At 71.3% G+C, this 17765-nt stretch carries 19 protein-coding genes and 1 pseudogene; 14 read left to right on the forward strand and 6 right to left on the reverse strand.

Going from position 1 to position 17765, the window contains the following annotated elements; translation table 11 throughout:
• The 7 genes and pseudogenes from O3X23_RS16330 to O3X23_RS16360 all read left to right on the forward strand — a co-directional run.
• On the forward strand, positions 1–1287 hold a 1287-nt coding region (locus O3X23_RS16330), incomplete at its 5' end, for an extracellular solute-binding protein (RefSeq protein ID WP_269272106.1).
• 10 nt (positions 1288–1297) lie between these two features.
• Complete coding sequence (locus O3X23_RS16335) at positions 1298–2248, forward strand: carbohydrate ABC transporter permease (protein WP_269272107.1); 951 nt, start codon at positions 1298–1300, stop codon at positions 2246–2248.
• A complete protein-coding gene (locus tag O3X23_RS16340; protein WP_269272108.1) occupies positions 2245–3138 on the forward strand; it encodes a carbohydrate ABC transporter permease in 894 nt (297 codons plus the stop codon). Before O3X23_RS16335 ends, O3X23_RS16340 begins: the two co-directional genes overlap by 4 nt.
• Positions 3139–3192: 54 nt before the next feature.
• Positions 3193–4503: an alpha-glucosidase/alpha-galactosidase gene (locus O3X23_RS16345; RefSeq protein WP_269272109.1), complete on the forward strand. Its 1311-nt coding sequence runs from the start codon at positions 3193–3195 to the stop codon at positions 4501–4503.
• Between the two features lie 179 nt (positions 4504–4682).
• Complete coding sequence (locus O3X23_RS16350) at positions 4683–5264, forward strand: hypothetical protein (protein WP_269272110.1); 582 nt, start codon at positions 4683–4685, stop codon at positions 5262–5264.
• Positions 5257–6528 (forward strand): MAB_1171c family putative transporter, encoded by a 1272-nt coding sequence (locus O3X23_RS16355; RefSeq protein WP_269272111.1) that lies wholly within the window; start codon positions 5257–5259, stop codon positions 6526–6528. Before O3X23_RS16350 ends, O3X23_RS16355 begins: the two co-directional genes overlap by 8 nt.
• A 58-nt stretch (positions 6529–6586) precedes the next feature.
• Positions 6587–6937: pseudogene (locus O3X23_RS16360) on the forward strand (NUDIX domain-containing protein); the annotation flags it as partial.
• 27 nt (positions 6938–6964) lie between these two features.
• Here the strand turns inward: O3X23_RS16360 and O3X23_RS16365 are convergent.
• Positions 6965–7858 (reverse strand): helix-turn-helix domain-containing protein, encoded by an 894-nt coding sequence (locus tag O3X23_RS16365; protein WP_269272112.1) that lies wholly within the window; start codon positions 7856–7858, stop codon positions 6965–6967.
• Between the two features lie 240 nt (positions 7859–8098).
• Positions 8099–8707 carry a TetR/AcrR family transcriptional regulator gene (locus O3X23_RS16370; protein WP_269272113.1) on the reverse strand — a complete coding sequence of 203 codons (609 nt, stop codon included), beginning with the start codon at positions 8705–8707 and terminating at the stop codon, positions 8099–8101.
• Positions 8708–8788: 81 nt separating this feature from the next.
• Between O3X23_RS16370 and O3X23_RS16375 the strand changes: the two genes are divergently transcribed.
• Positions 8789–9541, forward strand: a complete 753-nt coding sequence (locus O3X23_RS16375; protein ID WP_269272114.1) for an SDR family oxidoreductase — start codon at positions 8789–8791, stop codon at positions 9539–9541.
• A gap of 17 nt (positions 9542–9558) precedes the next feature.
• Here the strand turns inward: O3X23_RS16375 and O3X23_RS16380 are convergent, their stop codons facing one another.
• Together O3X23_RS16380 and O3X23_RS16385 are read right to left on the reverse strand one after the other, a co-directional pair.
• Positions 9559–10356: an inositol monophosphatase family protein gene (locus O3X23_RS16380; protein ID WP_269272115.1), complete on the reverse strand. Its 798-nt coding sequence runs from the start codon at positions 10354–10356 to the stop codon at positions 9559–9561.
• 234 nt (positions 10357–10590) lie between these two features.
• A complete protein-coding gene (locus O3X23_RS16385) occupies positions 10591–11550 on the reverse strand; it encodes an alpha/beta hydrolase family protein (RefSeq protein WP_269272116.1) in 960 nt (319 codons plus the stop codon).
• Positions 11551–11717: 167 nt separating this feature from the next.
• Here O3X23_RS16385 and O3X23_RS16390 point away from each other — a divergent pair, with 167 nt between their 5' ends.
• The 4 genes from O3X23_RS16390 (at position 11718) to O3X23_RS16405 (ending at position 14659) form a co-directional block, all read left to right on the forward strand.
• A complete protein-coding gene (locus O3X23_RS16390) occupies positions 11718–12314 on the forward strand; it encodes a TetR/AcrR family transcriptional regulator (protein ID WP_269272117.1) in 597 nt (198 codons plus the stop codon).
• Positions 12315–12527: 213 nt separating this feature from the next.
• Positions 12528–13388 (forward strand): hypothetical protein, encoded by an 861-nt coding sequence (locus tag O3X23_RS16395; RefSeq protein ID WP_269272118.1) that lies wholly within the window; start codon positions 12528–12530, stop codon positions 13386–13388.
• 134 nt (positions 13389–13522) lie between these two features.
• Positions 13523–14071: a putative glycolipid-binding domain-containing protein gene (locus tag O3X23_RS16400; RefSeq protein WP_269272119.1), complete on the forward strand. Its 549-nt coding sequence runs from the start codon at positions 13523–13525 to the stop codon at positions 14069–14071.
• A 315-nt stretch (positions 14072–14386) separates the two neighbouring features.
• Positions 14387–14659 (forward strand): DUF4235 domain-containing protein, encoded by a 273-nt coding sequence (locus O3X23_RS16405; RefSeq protein ID WP_269272120.1) that lies wholly within the window; start codon positions 14387–14389, stop codon positions 14657–14659.
• Between the two features lie 92 nt (positions 14660–14751).
• On the opposite strand, the gene O3X23_RS16410 is transcribed toward O3X23_RS16405, so the two are convergent.
• Both O3X23_RS16410 and O3X23_RS16415 read right to left on the reverse strand, forming a co-directional pair.
• Positions 14752–15045 carry a chaplin gene (locus O3X23_RS16410; protein ID WP_269272121.1) on the reverse strand — a complete coding sequence of 98 codons (294 nt, stop codon included), beginning with the start codon at positions 15043–15045 and terminating at the stop codon, positions 14752–14754.
• 226 nt (positions 15046–15271) lie between these two features.
• Positions 15272–15682: a rodlin gene (locus O3X23_RS16415; protein ID WP_269272122.1), complete on the reverse strand. Its 411-nt coding sequence runs from the start codon at positions 15680–15682 to the stop codon at positions 15272–15274.
• A 245-nt stretch (positions 15683–15927) separates the two neighbouring features.
• On the opposite strand from O3X23_RS16415, the gene O3X23_RS16420 reads away from it, so the two are divergent.
• A complete protein-coding gene (locus O3X23_RS16420) occupies positions 15928–16806 on the forward strand; it encodes an MEDS domain-containing protein (RefSeq protein WP_269272123.1) in 879 nt (292 codons plus the stop codon).
• Positions 16803–17753: an anti-sigma factor RsbA family regulatory protein gene (locus O3X23_RS16425; RefSeq protein WP_269272124.1), complete on the forward strand. Its 951-nt coding sequence runs from the start codon at positions 16803–16805 to the stop codon at positions 17751–17753. Before O3X23_RS16420 ends, O3X23_RS16425 begins: the two co-directional genes overlap by 4 nt.
• Positions 17754–17765: the final 12 nt, after the last annotated feature.

Here is a 17765-nt window from a genome sequence, read left to right on the forward strand (position 1 = left end):
GTCCTGCGGCGCGGCAGCGGTGCGGCGTTCGGCGCCGCGGCCGCGGCGCTGGTGCCCGGATGCGGCGCCGGGTCCGGCGACGGCGTCGGACCCGACGGGCGCGTCACGATCGAGCTGTGGCACGGGCAGACGGACACCGGCCGGGCGGCGATCGAAGGGCTGGTGAAGGAGTTCAGCCGCGTCCATCCGGGCATCCGCGTCGATGTCGGCGGCGGTGTTTTGGCCGATGTGATGCTGCAGAAGGTGACCGCGGCGCTGGCTTCCGGGTCGTACCCGGACGTGGCCTACATCTTCGGGTCCGATCTCGCCGGCATCGCCCGCAGCCCCCAGGTGGTGGATCTGACCGACACCGTCCGCTCCGGCCCCGTCCCCTGGACCGACTACTGGACGCCGGCCCGCGAGGCGGTCACGGTCAACCGGCGCGTGCGCGCGGCTCCCGCACTGCTGGACGCGCTCGCGGTGGTGTGCAACAAGAAGCTCTTCCACGACGCGGCAGTGCCGCTTCCCGAAGCGGGCTGGACCTGGCAGGAGTTCCAGGAGACCGCCAAGCGGCTGACCGACCCCGCCCGCGGCGTCTTCGGCACCGGATGGCCCGGGGTGGGCGACGAGGACACCGTGTGGCGCCTGTGGCCGATGGTGTGGGACCTCGGCGGCGAGGTCATCGCCGAGGACGGGCGCGGCATCGGGTTCGCCGACGCCGGGGTGCGCGCCCTGGAGACGGTGCGGGCACTCGCCCGCGACCGGAGCGTGTACATCGACCCCAAACCCGGCAGCGAGCAGATGTACCAGGTCTTCGCGTCGGGCCGGATGGCCATGGTCGCCACCGGCCCGTGGCAACTGCCCGACATCGCCCAGGCGGAGATCGACTACCACGTCGTCCCGCTGCCCAGCTACAGCCGCCGGCCGATGACCATCTCCGGGCCCGACACCTGGACGGTCTTCGACAACGGCTCCGCCCGGGTACGGGCCGCGCGCACCTTCGTGAGCTGGCTCATGCAGCCGCGCCAGGACGTGCGCTGGGACATCCAGGCCGGCAGCCTGCCGTTGAGCCGGAGCACCCAGAGCCTGCCCGAGTGGAAGGCGCAGGCCGCCGGGACCGCGGGTCTGCCGGTGTTCACCCACGCCCTGGAGTCCGCGCGGGTCAGGCCCGCCCACCCCGCCTATCCGCAGATCTCCGAGGCACTGGGAGAAGCCGTCGTGGCCGTGCTGCTCGGCAGGAGCAGTCCCGCCACCGCCCTGCGCCGATGCGCGGACCAGGCCAACGCCGCCCTGCTCATCCCGCGTTGAGGAGCCCCGTATGTCCCGTCTACCCGCCCCCCTCACGCTCTCCGACGCCGTTCGTACACCGCGCCCGCGACGCCGCGGGCGCCTGGGCGAGTCCGCGACGGCCTGGGCGTTCATCTCCCCGTCGGTCCTGGTCATCCTCGGACTGAGCGTCGTTCCCGTCGTCTGGTCGCTGCTGCTGTCCTTCCAGGCCGACGACCTGGTCACCCCCAGCCGCTGGGTCGGCCTGGACAACTACCGGGCGCTCCGGCACGATCCGCACTTCAGCCAGGCGGTGCGCAACACCGTTCTGTACACCGCTCTGTACGTCCCGCTGAGCATCGGTCTGGGGCTGGCCCTGGCGCTGGTCCTGAACCGGCGGATCCGGCTCGTCGGCCTGTACCGCACCTTGATCTTCGTACCGTTCGTCATCTCGGCCACGGCCCAGGGCGTGCTGTTCTCCTTCATCCTCGACCCGCAGTTCGGCGCGGCCAACTCCGCCCTGCACGCGCTGGGCATCTCCTCCCAGGGGTTCCTCACCGACCCCGGCCAGGCCCTGCTCGTGCTCGTCGCGATCTCGCTGTGGAGCGGCACCGGGTTCTGTGTGGTGGTCTATCTCGCCGCCCTCCAGGACGTCCCGCCTTCCCTGCTCGAAGCGGCCCGGCTGGACGGCGCCGGCCGTCGGCACCTGCTGCGCCACGTCGTCCTGCCCACACTCACGCCGGTCAACGTCTTCCTGCTGCTGTGGCAGACCATCAACGCCCTGCAGGTCTTCGACCTGGTGTACGTGACGACCAAGGGCGGACCGCTCGGCTCCACCACCGTGATCGTCTACTTCATCTGGGAGCAGGCCTTCAAGAACTTCACCGCCGGCTACGGGGCGGCGGCCGCCTACGTCCTGGCCCTGGCCCTGTTCCTGGCCACCGCGGCACTGCACGTGATCCGCCGCCGGGGGCCCGCCCGCCTGCAAGGAGCCCCCCGATGACCGCGACCTCCGCCCTCCCCGCCACCACCGGGCACCCGCACGAGCCGGCCCCGCGGCCCGCACGACGCCCGCGGACGTGGCTGCCGTTCAGCGCCTGGCACCTGCTGCTCGCCCCACTGGCCGCGCTCTTCGCGATCCCGCTGATCTGGCTGCTGCTCAGCTCCGTGATGAGCAACGCGGAGATCAACCGGTTCCCGCCGGCCCTGTGGCCGTCCCACGTCGACCTCGGGGGGTACCGCTATGTGCTGGGCAACGCCATGTTCCCCCGCTGGTTCGCCAACTCGCTCATCGTCTCGTCGGTCGCGGTCCTGTCCAACCTGCTGTTCGGGTCGCTCGGCGGTTACGCGTTCGCCCGCATGCGGTTCGCCGGCTCGCGCGTCCTGCTGTCGCTGATGCTGGCGACGATGGCGATCCCGTTCCAGCTGACCATGATCCCCACCTTCCTGGTCATGAAGCGGCTGGGGCTCATCGACACCCTGGGGGCCCTGATCGTCCCGTCCCTGGTCACCCCGTTCGCGGTGTTCCTGCTGCGGCAGTTCTTCCTGTCCCTGCCCCGGGAACTGGAGGAGGCAGCCTGGATCGACGGCTGCTCGCGGCTGAAGGTGCTGTTCCTGATCGTCCTGCCGCTGTCCCGTCCCGCGCTGAGCACGGTGGCCGTCCTGACGTTCCTGTCCACCTGGAACGACCTGTCCTGGCCGCTGATCGCCATCAACCACGACACCCACTACACCCTGCAGTTGGGCCTGACGACCTTCCAGGGCCAGCACCACACCCAGTGGGCCGCGGTCATGGCGGGCAACGTCATCACCGTACTGCCGGTCCTGCTGGCCTTCCTCTGCGCGCAGCGGTCCTTCATCACCTCCATCACGTCCAGCGGTCTGAAGGGCTGACCGGACCCGGCCCACGCGAACACCCGTCACCACCCGTAATGGAGAGAACCCCGCATGACCACTGTGAAAATCGCGTTCATCGGCGCCGGCAGCGTCGTCTTCACCCAGGGGTTGCTGGCGGACCTCTTCGCCTTTCCCGAGCTCAAGGACGCGCACGTCGCGCTGCACGACATCGACGCCGAGCGGCTGTCCACCGCCCACGGCGCCGCCCGTCACATCGCCGGGGAACGCGGGGCGGCCCCGCGGATCACCGCGCACGCCGACCGGCGTGCGGCCCTCGACGGCGCCCACTTCGTTATCAACATCGTCCAGGTCGGCATGCGCGAGTCGACCCGCACCGACTTCGCCGTCCCGGCCTCCTACGGTGTGCGCCAGACCATCGGCGACACCCTCGGTGTCGGCGGCATCTTCCGCGCGCTGCGCACCTTCCCGCTGCTCCGATCGCTGGGCCGGGACATGAAGGAGCTCTGCCCCGACGCCTGGCTGCTGAACTACACCAACCCCATGGCCATGAACGTCCAGTACCTCACCGAGGCCACCGGCCTGACCCGTGTCGTGGGCCTGTGCCACTCGGTGTACTGGACCATGCGCGACCTGTCGGACCTGCTGCGCGTGCCGCACGAGGAGGTCTCCTACCGCGCCGCGGGAGTCAACCACCAGGCCTGGGTGCTGCGTTTCGAACACAACGGCACCGACCTGTACCCCCGGCTGGACGCCCTGATCGCCGACGACGCACAACTGCGCCGCCGGGTCCGCGTGGACATGTACCGGCGGCTGGGCTACTACCCGACCGAGACCAGCGAGCACTCCGCCGAGTACGTGCCGTGGTACCTGCACCACGATGAGGAGATCGAACGGCTGCGGCTGCCGGTCGGCGCGTACCTGGAGATCGTCGACGAGAACGCCGCCGAGTACGAGAAGACCCGCGCCGCACTGGCCGCCGGAGCGCCGCTGTCCGTCGAGGGGAGCATGGAGTACGCCCCGCAGATCATCCACAGCATCACCACCGGCACCCCTCGCACCGTCTACGGCAATGTGCCCAACCACGGCCTGATCGACAACCTGCCCTCCGGCGGAACCGTCGAAGTCCCCTGCCTCGTCGATGCGTTGGGCGTTCAGCCCACCCGTGTCGGCCTGCTGCCGCCCCAGTGCGCCGCGCTCAACCGCACCTACCTGAGTATGAATGACCTCGTCGTCCGGGCCGCACTGCACGACGAGCCGCGACACATCCGGCACGCCGCCATGATGGACCCGGCCACCGCCGCGGCCCTGCCCGTCGAACGCATCTGGGACCTGTGCGACGACATGGTGCGCGCCCACGCCGACCTGCTGCAACCCTCCTTGCGCGCTGTTCTCGGCCACTGACGGCCGGCCGCGGAGGCGCGTTCCCGACGTGCGGGAGGGGCGGGTGGTGCGCGCGGTGTCCGAGAGGTGGCGTACCGTTACTGCTCGAACAGGCGAACCCAACGGCCGCTGCGACCTGAGCGTGCCCGCCGACAGGGGCTGACCACTCCTGCCCACGGCACTCGCGAGGAGGAGCGGCCATGTGGTGGCAGCGTCGCGATCCCATGGCGCCGGGCGCGCTACGCCGGGAGTGCCGCCGCATCCTGCGCGAGATGCCGGTGCCGGAACCCTTCACGGTGGCCGCGTTCATCAAGAACATCGAGGCCGAGCGGGGTCGTGAGATCCGCCTGGTCGAGTTGCCCGCCGATGTTCCGGGCCAGACGGGCGCCTGCGGCCTGTGGGTGAAGCACCGTCAGCGCCCCCTGGACCTGATCCTGCACGTCCAGGGGGCGACGAAGTTCCACCGCAAGAAGATCATCTTCCATGAGCTGTGCCATCTGTGGTGCGAGGACGGCTCCGGCGCGGAGCGGGAGCAGCTCGCGCTGCTCTTCCCCGGCATGCCCCCGGAAATGATCGACAGGCTGCTGGCCACCGGCCAGGTCCTGGCACGCAGCGGCTATGCCACGCACGCCGAGGCCCGGGCCGAAACACTGGCCGACCTCCTGCACCACGAGACCCGCCACGCCCGGATCACCGGTGACGTGACGCTTCGCAATCTCGACGAAAGCCTGTCGCGGCCCATCGCGGGTCCGCGCCGCAAGAAGGTGCCTCCCCATGACTGACGTCATCGCTTACGCCATCATCGCTCTGCTGCTCTTCCAGGCGGTGTGGCGGATACCGGCCGCGCTGCGCGGGCAGTCCCGGGAACGGTCGTTGTGGGGCGCCTTCGCGGCGCTCGGCGTCGCGTGGCTGCTCCGCACCGACCTGGGCCGGGCCGTCATCGACGACCTGGGCACCGTCGACCTCGCGACGCTGCTCAAGCACGTCATCACCATCGCCGGCATCTGCGTGCTGCTGCGCTACGTCACCGCCGTCGACGGCGACATCGCCGCGTCCGACGCCGCCGCCCTGCGCAGGGTGCGCGTCACCGCGGCCGTGCACCGCGTCGCGACCCGGGCGTCCGTGGCCACCGTGCTCGTCATGGCCGCGGTGTTCTTCCTCGTCCTGGACCGCACGCACACCGAGAGCCCGTACTTCATGGCCCGCCACGCCGGCGAGGTGGGACTGGCCCTCTACATGGGCCTGTTCTACCTCTACACCGCGGCGGCGGCCGCCGTCTGCGCCTACCAGTGGGGCGACTCCGCCCGCCGGGCGCGGCGCTGGACGCTGCGGATCGGCCTGACGATGATGGCCGTCGCGATGGCACTGGCCGTGCTGTACGCCGTGGTGCGCACCGCCTACTGCGCGCTCATCACGGTCCACACGGTCTCCGCGCACTTCATCACCGTGCAGGAGAACGTGACCGACGCGATGCTGTACCTGGTGTTCCTGCTCTGGGCCGTGGGCACGATCGCGCCGGCCACCCAGGCCCTCGTCAACCGCCGGAAGGCGAAGCGCGCGCTGCGCGCCCTGTACCCGCTGTGGCGCGAACTGGCCCTGGCCGTCCCCGCGGTCATCCTCCGCGCGCCCAGCGCGCTGCTGCCCGGCCACCGCTTCTCCGCGCGCCTGAACCGGGGACGGGACCTCATGAAGCTCTCGCCGCCGCCCTACCTGCGGCTGGAGCGCTACATCACCGAGATCAGCGACGTGCAGCGCACCTTGAGCCACTACGCGACACCGGGCCTGTACGCGCGGGCCACGGCGCTCGCCGACCGTCAGGGCCACACCGAGGACGAGGCCCGGGCCGTCGCCGACGCGTACTGGATCAGGAGCACGCTGGTCGCCATGGCCGCCGGTGCGACGGCCCACAGCGCGCCCGTCGATGTGCCGCCCGCCGACGACGACTTCGACGTGCAGGTGGAACGGTTCGTGCGGACCCGGGCGGCCTACAGCCGCACCGACCCGGAAACCGCCCGCGCCCTGCTGCGGAGCGACGTGACCGTGTAGCGGACCCCGGCCGTTCAGCGAATCCCCGACCCTCAGAGAAAGCGTGAGCAGCACCGACATGACCGACAACAACGCCCGTCCCACCGTCTCCGCGGGCCTGCTGTGCTTCGACGAACACGGACACGCCCTGTTCGTGAACCCGACCTACAAGCCGTTCTGGAACCTGCCCGGCGGTCATGTCGAGCGGGGCGAGACCCCCGCGGTCGCCGCGGTGCGGGAGGGCCGGGAGGAACTCGGCATCGACGTGGAGCTCGGACCCCTGCTCGCCACTGCCTGGATCACGGTCCCCGGCCGCGGCGAGCAGGTGCTGTACGTCTTCGACGGCGGCGAACTCAGCGCCGAACAGCAGGCGTCGATCACGGTGCAGGAGAGCGAACTCAGCGAGCACGCCTTCTTCCCCACCGACGACATCGACCCGGCGTTCGCCCGCCACGCGTCAGTCCAGATCGGTGTCGGTACCCACGCCCGGCAGTTTGCCGTCCTCGATGTCGTCCAGCAGGTCGTTGAGGAAGGACACCAGCCGGGTGTTCAAGGCACCCCCGCCGCCGCGCGTGGCCATGTTGCCGACTTCGCCACGGCGGAAGGAGGCGATCAGCTCCAGGTTCGCGGCCAGCTCGCGCACGGCTTCGTCGTCGGGTCGGAAGAACTGCGGCGGAGCGTGGTAGGCCGCCGCGAGGCCGGTCAGGATCTGCGGCGACGCGTCCGTGCGGGCGCCGGTGCGCAGGTCGTGCACGGCGCTCTCGGAGACGACCGCGCCGCCGGTCTGGGCGTTGATGGTCTGCGCGATCTCCGCGTCGGTGGGCGGCGTCTGCCCGCCCTGATACGTGTGCTCGACCATGAAAGCGATCTTCTCGCACAGGGTGCGCGGGTCGCGGCGGCGTTCGTCCGGCGGCGTGCGGGGGAGTGGGGTGTCGTTGCCGAAGGACCGTTCCTGTGCCGCCAGCAGTTCCCGGACCCCCACCCCGTACGCGTCTGCCAGAGCGTCGGCGTACGCCGCCTGGAGGCGGCGTACGCCCCGTTCGGCGTTGGCGACGGGCCCGGCGCTCTTCGTCCCCAGGATGTCCTTGGTCTGGTACTGGGAGTAGCCGGCGTCGCACCGCAGGTCGGCGAGATCGGGCAGCCCCGCACGGGGGAACAGGACGTCCAGGTCCGCTCCGAGGGCGGCCGCCAGGGCGGGCAGCCTGTCCCCGTCGGGGCAGGACTGCTCGGTCTCCCAGCTCGCAACGGTCGGGTCGGCGATACCCAGGGCCTTCGCGACCTGGCTCTGGGTCAGGTCGGCAGCGCGGCGCACCGCGCGGACGCGGCGGCCGTCGAAGTGACGAGAAGGCATTCAGCTGCTCTCCGACTGCTGGGCTGTCGTACTGGGAAAACCTTAACCACTTGATCCGTTCGCTGAAACAAGATAACTTCGATTCGACGAACTAAGGGGTCGGAAGCGACTGCCGTACCCCTCGGCCCCGCCAATGCGGCACCGCGTCCACGGCACGGCACGGCACACAAAAGCTACCCACCTGGTGACGTACGGGGGTCGTCACCAGGTGGGTGCCGCATGCCCCGCCCGAGCGGGCGGTCACGCCGTGACCGCCTCTTCCGGCCAGGCCCGCAGGGCGAGCTCCGCGACCGCCTCCAGCTCCTCCCGGCTCGCTCCGTCCCGGGCCTGCTGGGACATCCCCTGCACGACGACCGCCGTGTAGTGCGCGAGCGCCCCGGCATCGGCGTCGGACGGCAGCACCCCCGCGTCGATGTCGGTCTGGATCCGGCGCCGGATCGCCCGCACGTTCTCGTTGCGCCGCTCCCGCAGCGACTCCACGACTTCGGCCGAGGTGCAGTTCGCCGCGGCGCTGATCACCAGGCAGCCTCGCGGATGGCCGGGGTCGGTGTACTCGCCGGCGGCCTCGCGCAGCAGCCGCGCGATGCCGCGGCGGGCGGTCGGCTCCTCGGCCAGCGCCCGTCCGGCGAAGTCGCCGTGGGTGGCGCCGTACGCCGTGACGACCTCCTCGAAGAGGGCGCGTTTGTCGCCGAAGGCGGCGTAGAGGCTCGGGGCCCCGATGCCCATCCCGCGGGTCAGGTCCGCGATCGACGTCGCTTCGTACCCCTGCGCCCAGAAGGCGAGCGTGGCCTGCTGGAGCGCTGCCTCCCGGTCGAAGGACCGCGGCCTGCCCCGCTGTTTCGTCGTCATCCCGCAATTCTATAGCGCTCGCTAGAGAACGTGCTAGCGTTCTTTCTGTAACGACCGATACGGAAAGAAGGGGGCGCGGCCATGGGCTCGCTCATGGGAAAGACGGCACTGGTCACCGGCGGCAGCAGGGGCATCGGGCGGGGGATCGCCGAGCGACTGGGCCGGGACGGGGCCGTCGTCGGCGTGCACTACGGCAGCAACCGGGCGGCGGCCGAGGAGACCGTGGCCGCCATCGAAGCGGCGGGCGGCACCGCCTTCGCGCTGGGGGTGGAACTGGGCGTGCCGGGCGACGCGGCGGCCCTCTGGGCGGCATTCGACCAGCACACGGACGGCCTGGACATCCTCGTCAACAACGCGGGCGTCGGCACCTCGAAGCCGTTCGCGGAGATCGGGGAGACGGAGTACGACCGGCTGTTCGCCGTCAACGCGAAGGCCCCGTTCTTCCTCACCCAGTTGGGGCTCGACCGGCTCCGCGACGGCGGGCGCGTCATCAACATCTCGACGGGCCTCACCCACGCCGCGGTGATGCCGGAACTGATCGCCTATTCCATGACCAAGGGCGCGCTGGACGTGTTCACCAGGAACCTGTCCAAACTGCTGGGCGCCCGCGGCATCACCGTCAACACGGTGGCGCCGGGGATCGTGGACACCGACGTCAACGCCGACTGGCTGCGGGCGAGCGACGAGGCCTGGGCGGGCGCGGCCGCCATGTCGGCCCTCGGCCGGGTCGGCACCCCGGCCGACATCGCCGACGTCGTCGCCTTCCTGGCCTCGGAGGACGGCCGCTGGGTCACCGGGCAGTGGCTCGACGCGACGGGCGGCTCGCTGGCCTGATGCCAGGCCAGGCGGTTCTAACCTGTGCCGCGGATCAGCGACATCAGCAGCTCGTGGGTTTCGGCGTCGGCGGCCACGACGAGTCCGCGGCCGGTCCGCCCGAGCGGTGCGCCGTCGATCCCGGTGACGGCACAGCCGGCGGCCCGGCACAGGGCGATGCCCGCGGCGAAGTGCACGCTCCCTGACAGGTCACCGCCGTCGGTGACATACGCGGCACGCTTGCCGGCGGCCACCCAGGCCAGCGCCAGGGTCGTGGACACCACCCGTGGCCGGAACCGCTCGACGAACCCGGTACGGGCCAGCAGGTTCACGGCCCGGAAGCCGGGCGCGCTCGGGAACGGCGGATCGAGGTTGACATCCACCAACCGCGTTGCGGACGTGGGCCTCAACGGCTCGTCGGCTCCGTTGTGCCGCACCCAGGCGCTCTCCCCGTCGGTGAAGAAGACCTCGCCGCTGAACGGATCGGCCACCGCCGCCGGCCCGTCGCGCAAGGCCACGTTGACGGCCACCAGCATGGTGCCGACGGCGTAGTTCAACGTGCCGCACAGGGGATCCACCAGCCACTGGCGCGCAGCCTCGGCGGCACCCTGCTGCCCGCCCTCCTCGCCGAGCACCGCGTCATCGGGCCGGGCGGAACGGATGACGTCGAGGATCGCCTTCTCGGCCTCGATGTCGGCGGCGGTGGCGAAGTCCCCGGCGCCCTTGTCGACGCGGGCGAGCCGCCGGCCGTACATGCCGCGCACCACGTCCGCACCGGCACCGGCCGCGGCTGTCGCCACTGCGGCGTCGTCCGGATCCCCGGATGAGTTGATCACGCGGTGCAGAATACCGGCGCCCTCGTGAGTGAGGCACGGCCTGCGGGGCGTTCGGGTGCGACCCGGTTCAGGTACGTCGCTGGTGGGTGCCCGGGGTGTGCCCGAAGGAGCGGCGGAAGACGTCGATGAAGGCTGGCTTCTGCTGCGCACCCTCGCCGAGCCCGGGATGCTTGAAGCGGCACCTCGGCAGCGGGCCCCCGCCGGACCCGGGGGCGGGTGCCCGCGCTGCTCGGCCTACTTGGATTCGACGCGTCCGAGCGGAGCTGCCCCGGCGGTCAGTGCGTCACACGCCGTCTGCCAGGCGGAGTCGCCCGGGTAGAACTGCGTGCGGAGGTAGGCCCAGGTGAGCCGCTGGACCGCGGAGACCCGTCCGGGGTTCTCGTCCGTGGTCTCGGCGACGTCGTATCCCGAGACGCCGCCCAGCCCGTGCTCCGCGCCGAACAGGGTGAGCAGGGATTTGGGGCCGGGGGCGAGGACGTAGGGGTCGGTGTGCCACTCCGGGCCCCGGACGGTCAGGTGCGCCGAGGCGTCCTGGTCGCCGGCGACCACGAGCGTGGGCGTCGTCATCTCGGAGAAGTCCGTGGTCAGGAAGAAGGGGAAGTTCTCGGCAGTCGACTTGCTCAGAGCGTCGCCGCCTCTGCCGGGCGCGGCCAGCAGTACCCCCGCCGTGATGCGGGGCTCGGCCAGGTTCACCACCGTTCCGTCATCCGGATCGGTGAGCCGGGCGCCCAGCAGCAGGCTCGCGGTGTGCCCGCCCATCGAGTGCCCGGCCACGGCGACCCTGTGGTGGTCCAGCCGGCCGCGGAGAGCCGGGACGGCGGCCTCGATCGCGTCGAGCCGGTCGAGGACGCGCGTCATGTCCTCGGCGCGCGAGCGCCAGTGCAAGGGCGCCCCGGGGGTCTCGGGGTCCAGGCTCAGCGTCCTGGAGCTCAGATGGGTGGGCTGGATCACGGCGAAGCCGTGCGCCGCCCAGAAGTTGACGAGCGGGGCGTAGCCGTTCAGTGAGGAGAGATGGTTGGAGTAGCCCTGGCCGTGCGAAAGGAGGATGACCGGCAGGTCGTCCCCGGTCATGGGGGCGGAGACGCGTATCTGCAGGTCAACGGCTCGGTCGGGGGTCGGTAGCACTACCGGGCCGACCGACAGGACGGGGGTGGACGAGCCGGCGGGGTCAGTGGGGCGGGTCGGTTCACTCATGAGGCGTATCCCTTCGATGGCCACTGCCACGGATCCCGCCGGGTCGGCGGGGGCAAGGCGGTCGGGAGCGTCCGGCTTCGGCTAGAATCAAAGCGGAGCGTCGTTCCGATTAATATACGGAGCGCTGTTCCGTTTTGTCAACGACGGACGGACGGAAGGAGAGCGTGGTGCCCACGGCAAGCCCCTCCGGGGAGGTGCCGGCCCGCAGCAAGCGCGCCGACGCGCAGCGCAACCGCCAGACGCTGCTCGACGCCGCCGCCGCGGTGTTCGTCACCTCCGGCGTCGACGCGCCCATCCGCGAGATCGCCGCCAGGGCGGGCGTCGGGATGGGCACGATCTACCGCCACTTCCCGACGCGGGCGGACCTGGTGGTCGCCGTCTACCGCCGCCAGGTCGAGGCGTGCGCCGAGGCCGGGCCGAGCCTGCTGGCCGCCGCCGACTCCCCGTTCGCGGCGCTCCGCCAATGGGTCGACCTCTTCGTCGACTTCCTGGTCACGAAGCACGGACTCGCCAACGCGCTGCAGTCGGACAGCAGCGGCTTCGAGGCACTCCACACGTACTTCCTCGACCGCCTGGTGCCCGTCTGCACGCAACTGCTCGACGCCGCGGCCGGCGCCGGCGAGATCGGACCCGGTACGCACGCCTACGAACTGATGCGCGGCATCGGCAACCTCTGCATCGGACGGGACAGCGACCCTCGCTACGACCCCCGCCGACTGGTCGAGCTGCTCCTTCGGGGACTTCGGACACCGCCGTCGTCCTGACCGCTGAGCCGTCCCGAATGGCGCGGACAGGATATGTCGGCTGTTATAGGACTCACTGTGCGTCGCGTGTGACGCACAGTGTCGGCCGAAGGCGCCTCGCCTCGATGGCTCCGCAAAGGAAACCGTGTCATGGCAACAGATCTCAGCTCACCCCGGAACGAACGCGAATGCATAGGTCAGGGCGAGGAAGACCGACTCACTCTCCTTCGCGCGGTGGCAACCACGCGATCCGTGGACGAAGTCGTCGCCCTCGTGAACCTGCTCAACGAGAGCGGTGGGTTCCCGCCCCTGGGCGACGAGGCCCTGCACCTGGCTGCCGTGTCCCGGCCGCTGCCCGACGTCCTCCGCCTGGTCGCCCTGCTGAACGAGCCCCCGCACAAGCCCGGCGACGCCGAGAAGGCGCTGCGGGCGGCGGCGATGGGCCGCCCCATCGAGGAGGTGGCGGAGCTGCTCACCATCTTCGCCACCGACCACGGCGAAGTGCGGCCGCCGGAAACCGTCGCCTTCGTGAACGAGCCGGTGGCCGATCCCCGCGGTGCCTTCAATGCCCCGGTCGCCCCCCGCCTTCCTGCCGCGGGCGCCCTGGCCGCCCTGAACACCGCGCGGTTCACGAAGAGCCGGGGCGCCTCAGGTGCCCTCGCCCCGAACGCCGCCGTACGGCGACCCTCGGCGGCGTCGGCGACGCGGTCCGTCCTGCGCTGGCCCGCCGCCGTGGCACTGCTGGTGATCGGCGCGGTCCACCTGCCGTCCGACATCGCCGGCCTGCGCGCCGGCGACGTGGCAGCGGGCCTGTCCCTGGGCATCGCCCTGCTCTGCCTGATCCTGGCGGGTCTGCTGGCCATGCGGGACACGGTGTGGATCTGGGCGGCCAGCGCGGCAGCGGCCGTCGTCACCGTGACGGCGCACTCCTTCGCCGCGGCCTTCAGCTCCGTCCCCCTGCTCCGGGACAGCTGGGGCGGTGCCATCGCCGGCGCGACCATCCTCACGGTGCTCTGCGCGATCGTCGCGGCTCTCCTGGCGGCGACGGCGCTGGTCCTCAGGCAGTGGCCGCGCACGGTCGCCCGCGCATCCTGACCGCGTTCGTCACCAGGTGTCCGCGACGGGCGGCAGGGCTTCACGGCCCTGCCGCCCGTCGGCGTGCCCGGAGCTGCCATGAACCCCGATCGCACCGCCCGGAACCGGCCATGCCCTCTGGCTAGGATGGCAGCATGAGCAGATCCCGCGCCGTGACCTGGGCGGTCGAGGAGAGCGCCGGGTACGAGACCGCGTGGATCGAGGTCGACGGCAGCACGCTGCGGGCGCGCGGCCGGGTATGCGGCACGGTGCCCGAGCCCTACTGGATCGCCTATGAACTGCACACCGCCGAAGGCTTCGTGACCCGACGGCTGCAAGCCACCGCCGACACCGCGAGCGGGACGGCCGAGTTGGACCTGCGCCGGGAGCCGGACGGCCGGTGGACGGTGAACGGAGCGCCCGCACCCGAACTGGACGGCGCTCTCGACTGCGACCTCGGACTCTCGCCCCTGACCAACACGATGCCCGTGCTGCGCCATGCCCTGCAGCGCCTGCCGGGAGAGCGGGACTTCCTGATGGCCTGGATCCAGGTCCCCGGCCTCGTGGTCCGGCCCAACCGGCAGACGTACACACACCTCGGTGCGCAGCGCGTGCGCTACGCCTCGGGCACGTACCGGGCGGACCTCACCCTGGATGCCGACGGTCTCGTCGTCACGTACCCGGGCCTGGCTCAGCGCATGTGACACGCCCTCGCACGGTGAGACCTCTCCACGCGGGGTTCTTCTTCGCCGGCGCGCAGTCCGCCCCCTGCCACGTCACCGTGCATGCTCCCGGACCCCAACGGCCCGACGCGGATGCGCGGCGGCCCGTGTGCCCGCAGAGTGATGAGGCAGCCGGTCCGCAGTCAGCGGGTCTCGTATCGGAGGTCACGATGGGCGTCCATACGCCGATCCAGGGACGGCCCCTCGCGGCGTGCGGTGCCGCGGCAGGTGGACTCGGCGCGGTCCTGTCGGCGCGAACGCGTGAGCCGGGAACACTCGAGCCGGGAGAGGTACAACGTGCCCAAGGCAGCGAAAGTCGTGTACAAGCCGGTCGGCCTGGTCGTGGGGATGGTGGGCGGCACCCTGGCCGGGCTGGTCTTCCGGAAGATCTGGGACCGTGTCGGTCCCGGTCAGGACGCCCCGGAGCCCCTTGAGCAGGATCACGGCTGGGGAGAGGTGCTCGCCGCCGCGGCCATCCAGGGCCTGATCTTCGCGGTGGTCCGGGCGGCCGTTCAGCGCGGCGGAGCCGCCGGCTGGCGCCGGGTCACCGGTACCTGGCCCGGTGACTGAGCGGACATCCCGACGGATGTCGCGGCCCGGACCGGGGTCACGGGCCCGGGTCGCCGTACTCGGATCGGCGCCCCGGGCCCCTGACGGAGCGGTCAGCCGTTGTGGCTGGCCCAGCCGCCCTTGCCGTTGTCGGTGTCGTGCTGGCCGTCGATGTTCTGGCAGGTGTTGCCGAACGCCGGGTTCAGCAGGCCGATGACGTCGACGGTGTTGCCGCACACGTTGACCGGCACGTGGACCGGCACCTGCAGGAGGTTGCCGGACAGGACGCCGGGGGAGCCGACGGCCGCACCGTGGGCATCGGCATCCGCGGTGGCGATACCGGCACCGGCGGCCAGGACGGCGCCGGCCGCGGCGGTGATGGCGGCTGCCTGGGCAATACGGGACATCGAAGTCTCCTTGAAGGTTGGTTGCGCCGCAGGGCGCACGGCGTCGACCCCACAACGGTGCTGCTCCGCGGCAGGTCACGGGTGTTCCACCGAATGGACGCCTCGCGCGACGGAACGTGGCCGGACGCTGGGGCGCAGGACATGGTCCGGCCCGGTGTCCGGGCGCCACGAGGGGCCCGGACACCGGTGCGCGGTTCGGGCCCCTCGGGTTACTGCCGGGCGGAGATCAGTTGTTGTCGACGCCGTTGCCCGAGAGCACCGGGATCTGGTCCAGGATGTGCGACAGCGGCTCGTCGCCCTTGATCTGGGACGAGTTCTCGGTGCACTGCTGGTTCTGCGGGGAGGACAGGACGTTGATGTCCTGAACCGTGATCGGGATGAGGCCGATGAGGGAGCCGACGTTCGCCTTGACGGGCAGGCCGATGCACGGCTTGTTGAGCGTTCCCTGGACGAGGCCGACCTGCGGGCTCAGCGTGCCGTCGGTGTGGGTGTTGCCGTAGTTCGACTCGGCACCGTTTCCGTTCGTCGTGGAGGCTCCACCGTCGTTCCCGATGGCCATGGCCGGGGAGACGAACGCGGCGGACACGCCGATGACGGAGACGGCCACCGCGGCGGTGCCGAGAAACTTCTTGAACATGAGGATCCTTTGAGGCGATACGGACAACACGAGGAACATGCTGCTCAACTACCGACCACGGGACAAGTTCTGACGTTTCACCCGAACGGCTGCTCCGCCCCCACGTGTGGACGGGCGGCCGGCACGCTTCGAGAGGCGGGTGCGGCGCCGGTGCCGTCGGTCGCGGAGGCCGGAGCAGATGGCACCGCGGTTCGCGGTGCGGGTATGATGCTGCGTTGCCGGAGACCTCGGCTAGGAGGAATGACGTGTCCTCAGCGGACTCAACCAGCCCTGTCACGTCCGGGGGCGGACACTCGTGCGTGGTCTACGGCGACGAACGGGAATGGGCCGAGACCGTGACCCGTTTCGTCCGCGAGGGTCTGGAGTGCGGACAGCGCGTCGTGTACGTCACGGACGTCCACCCGCCGCAGGCCGTCGATCAGGTACTGCGCGAGCGGGGCGTGGATGTGGAGGCCGCCGCCCGCCGCGGCCGGCTCCTCATCCAGGAGGCCACCGACTCCTATCTGCGGCAGCTGCCCTTCGATCCGGACGTGGTCCTGGCGGGCATGCGGGCAGCGTGCGAGGAAGCACTGGGCCAGGGGTTCCCGGGCGTGCGGATCGCGAGCGAGATGGCCTGGTGCGCGCGCGAGATCCCGGGGGCCGAGAGGGTCCTGGAGTACGAGCTGCGCCTGGACCGGGAGGTCTGCGCGGCTCTTCCCCTGACCGGCCTGTGCCTGTTCGACCGCGTTTCCGCCGCCGGTGCCGAGCTGGCCGTCGCCGCCCACTCCCCGCGCCCGCCCGGCGTTCCCGCTTCCCACTCCCACCCCGTCGCGGAGTTGCCGCTGGCGGTCAGCGTGTCACCGGACGGCCCCGGGGTGAGGCTGCACGGGCACGCGGACCTGGACACCCGGTCCGCCCTCGCGGTGGTCCTGCGGAATGTCGCCAGGATGCCCGGCCCTGTCGTCCATGTTGATCTGGCGGCTATGGACTTCCTGGACGTCGACGCCCTCGCTCAACTGGTGTCCACGACCGTGTCCCTCCGGGAGACAGGCCGCCGCCTGGTGCTGCAGAGCCCGCCGGCATCCCTGGTGCGCGCGGCCGCGATGTTCCCCGCCGAGTGCGATGTCCTGGAGATTGCCGCATGACGACCACCGTGACCACGCCGCCGGCCTCCGACTCGTTCGTCCACCCCGCCCTCTTCTACAGCACCCAGGACGAGTACCTGCGCGAGGTGGGCGGCTTCGTGCGCGCCGCGGTCGAGGCCGGCGAACCGGCCTTCGTCGCTGTCCCCGGAGACAAGCTCGGGCCGCTGCGCGATGCGCTGGGGGATGCCGCCGCGGCGGTGGACTTCGCGGACATGACGGTCCTGGGACGCAATCCCGGCCGGATCCTGTCCGCCCTGCAGGGCTTCGCCGACCGGAGCGCCGGTCGGGCGGCGCGCATCGTGGGCGAGCCGATCTGGCCCGCCCGCACGTCGGCCGAGATGCTGGAGGCCACCCGCCACGAGGCTTTGATCAACACGGCCTTCGCCCGCCGCACCGCCACGATCCTGTGCCCCTACTTCGTTCCGGGCCTGCCGGAACAGGTGATCGCCGATGCCCGGCGCACGCATCCCACGCTCATCGTGGACGGCCAGGACCACCTCAGCGACGCCTATGCCGATGCCGCGGTGGTGTGCGGCGACTGCGACCAGCCCCTGCCGCTGCCGCCCGACGACGCGCTGACCGTGCTCTACACCACCGGTGGGCTCGCCGACGTGCGCGACCGCGTGATCGGGTGGGCGACGCGCACCGCCCTGACCCCGGGCCGAGCCGGCGACCTGGTACTCGCAGTGAGCGAGGCGACCACCAACTCCCTGCGGCACGGCGGCGGCAGCGGGACGCTGCGGTTGTGGAAGACCTCGGACGGCACGGTCATAGCGGAGATCTCCGACGCCGGGCACCTGCGTGATCCGCTCTCCGGACGCAGCCGTCCCGCCCTGTCCTCCGCCAACGGCGGCCGCGGTCTGTGGATGATCCACCAGCTGAGTGACCTCGTCGAGATCCGCGCGACCTCCACCGGCCTGACGCTGCGGCTCCACCTCACTGCCTGAGACGGGCCGACA

Source organism: Streptomyces sp. H39-S7 (assembly GCF_027158205.1).
Taxonomy (GTDB): Bacteria; Actinomycetota; Actinomycetes; order Streptomycetales; family Streptomycetaceae; genus Actinacidiphila.

Coding starts and splice junctions, on each gene's coding strand:
- O3X23_RS16335 (WP_269272107.1), top strand. CDS start 1,298: ATGTCCCGTCTACCCGCCCCCCTCACGCTCTCCGACGCCGTTCGTACA.
- O3X23_RS16410 (WP_269272121.1), bottom strand. CDS start 15,045: ATGTCCCGTATTGCCCAGGCAGCCGCCATCACCGCCGCGGCCGGCGCC.
- O3X23_RS16355 (WP_269272111.1), top strand. CDS start 5,257: ATGACTGACGTCATCGCTTACGCCATCATCGCTCTGCTGCTCTTCCAG.
- O3X23_RS16365 (WP_269272112.1), bottom strand. CDS start 7,858: ATGCCTTCTCGTCACTTCGACGGCCGCCGCGTCCGCGCGGTGCGCCGC.
- O3X23_RS16345 (WP_269272109.1), top strand. CDS start 3,193: ATGACCACTGTGAAAATCGCGTTCATCGGCGCCGGCAGCGTCGTCTTC.
- O3X23_RS16350 (WP_269272110.1), top strand. CDS start 4,683: ATGTGGTGGCAGCGTCGCGATCCCATGGCGCCGGGCGCGCTACGCCGG.
- O3X23_RS16385 (WP_269272116.1), bottom strand. CDS start 11,550: ATGAGTGAACCGACCCGCCCCACTGACCCCGCCGGCTCGTCCACCCCC.
- O3X23_RS16400 (WP_269272119.1), top strand. CDS start 13,523: ATGAGCAGATCCCGCGCCGTGACCTGGGCGGTCGAGGAGAGCGCCGGG.
- O3X23_RS16340 (WP_269272108.1), top strand. CDS start 2,245: ATGACCGCGACCTCCGCCCTCCCCGCCACCACCGGGCACCCGCACGAG.
- O3X23_RS16415 (WP_269272122.1), bottom strand. CDS start 15,682: ATGTTCAAGAAGTTTCTCGGCACCGCCGCGGTGGCCGTCTCCGTCATC.
- O3X23_RS16425 (WP_269272124.1), top strand. CDS start 16,803: ATGACGACCACCGTGACCACGCCGCCGGCCTCCGACTCGTTCGTCCAC.
- O3X23_RS16375 (WP_269272114.1), top strand. CDS start 8,789: ATGGGCTCGCTCATGGGAAAGACGGCACTGGTCACCGGCGGCAGCAGG.
- O3X23_RS16370 (WP_269272113.1), bottom strand. CDS start 8,707: ATGACGACGAAACAGCGGGGCAGGCCGCGGTCCTTCGACCGGGAGGCA.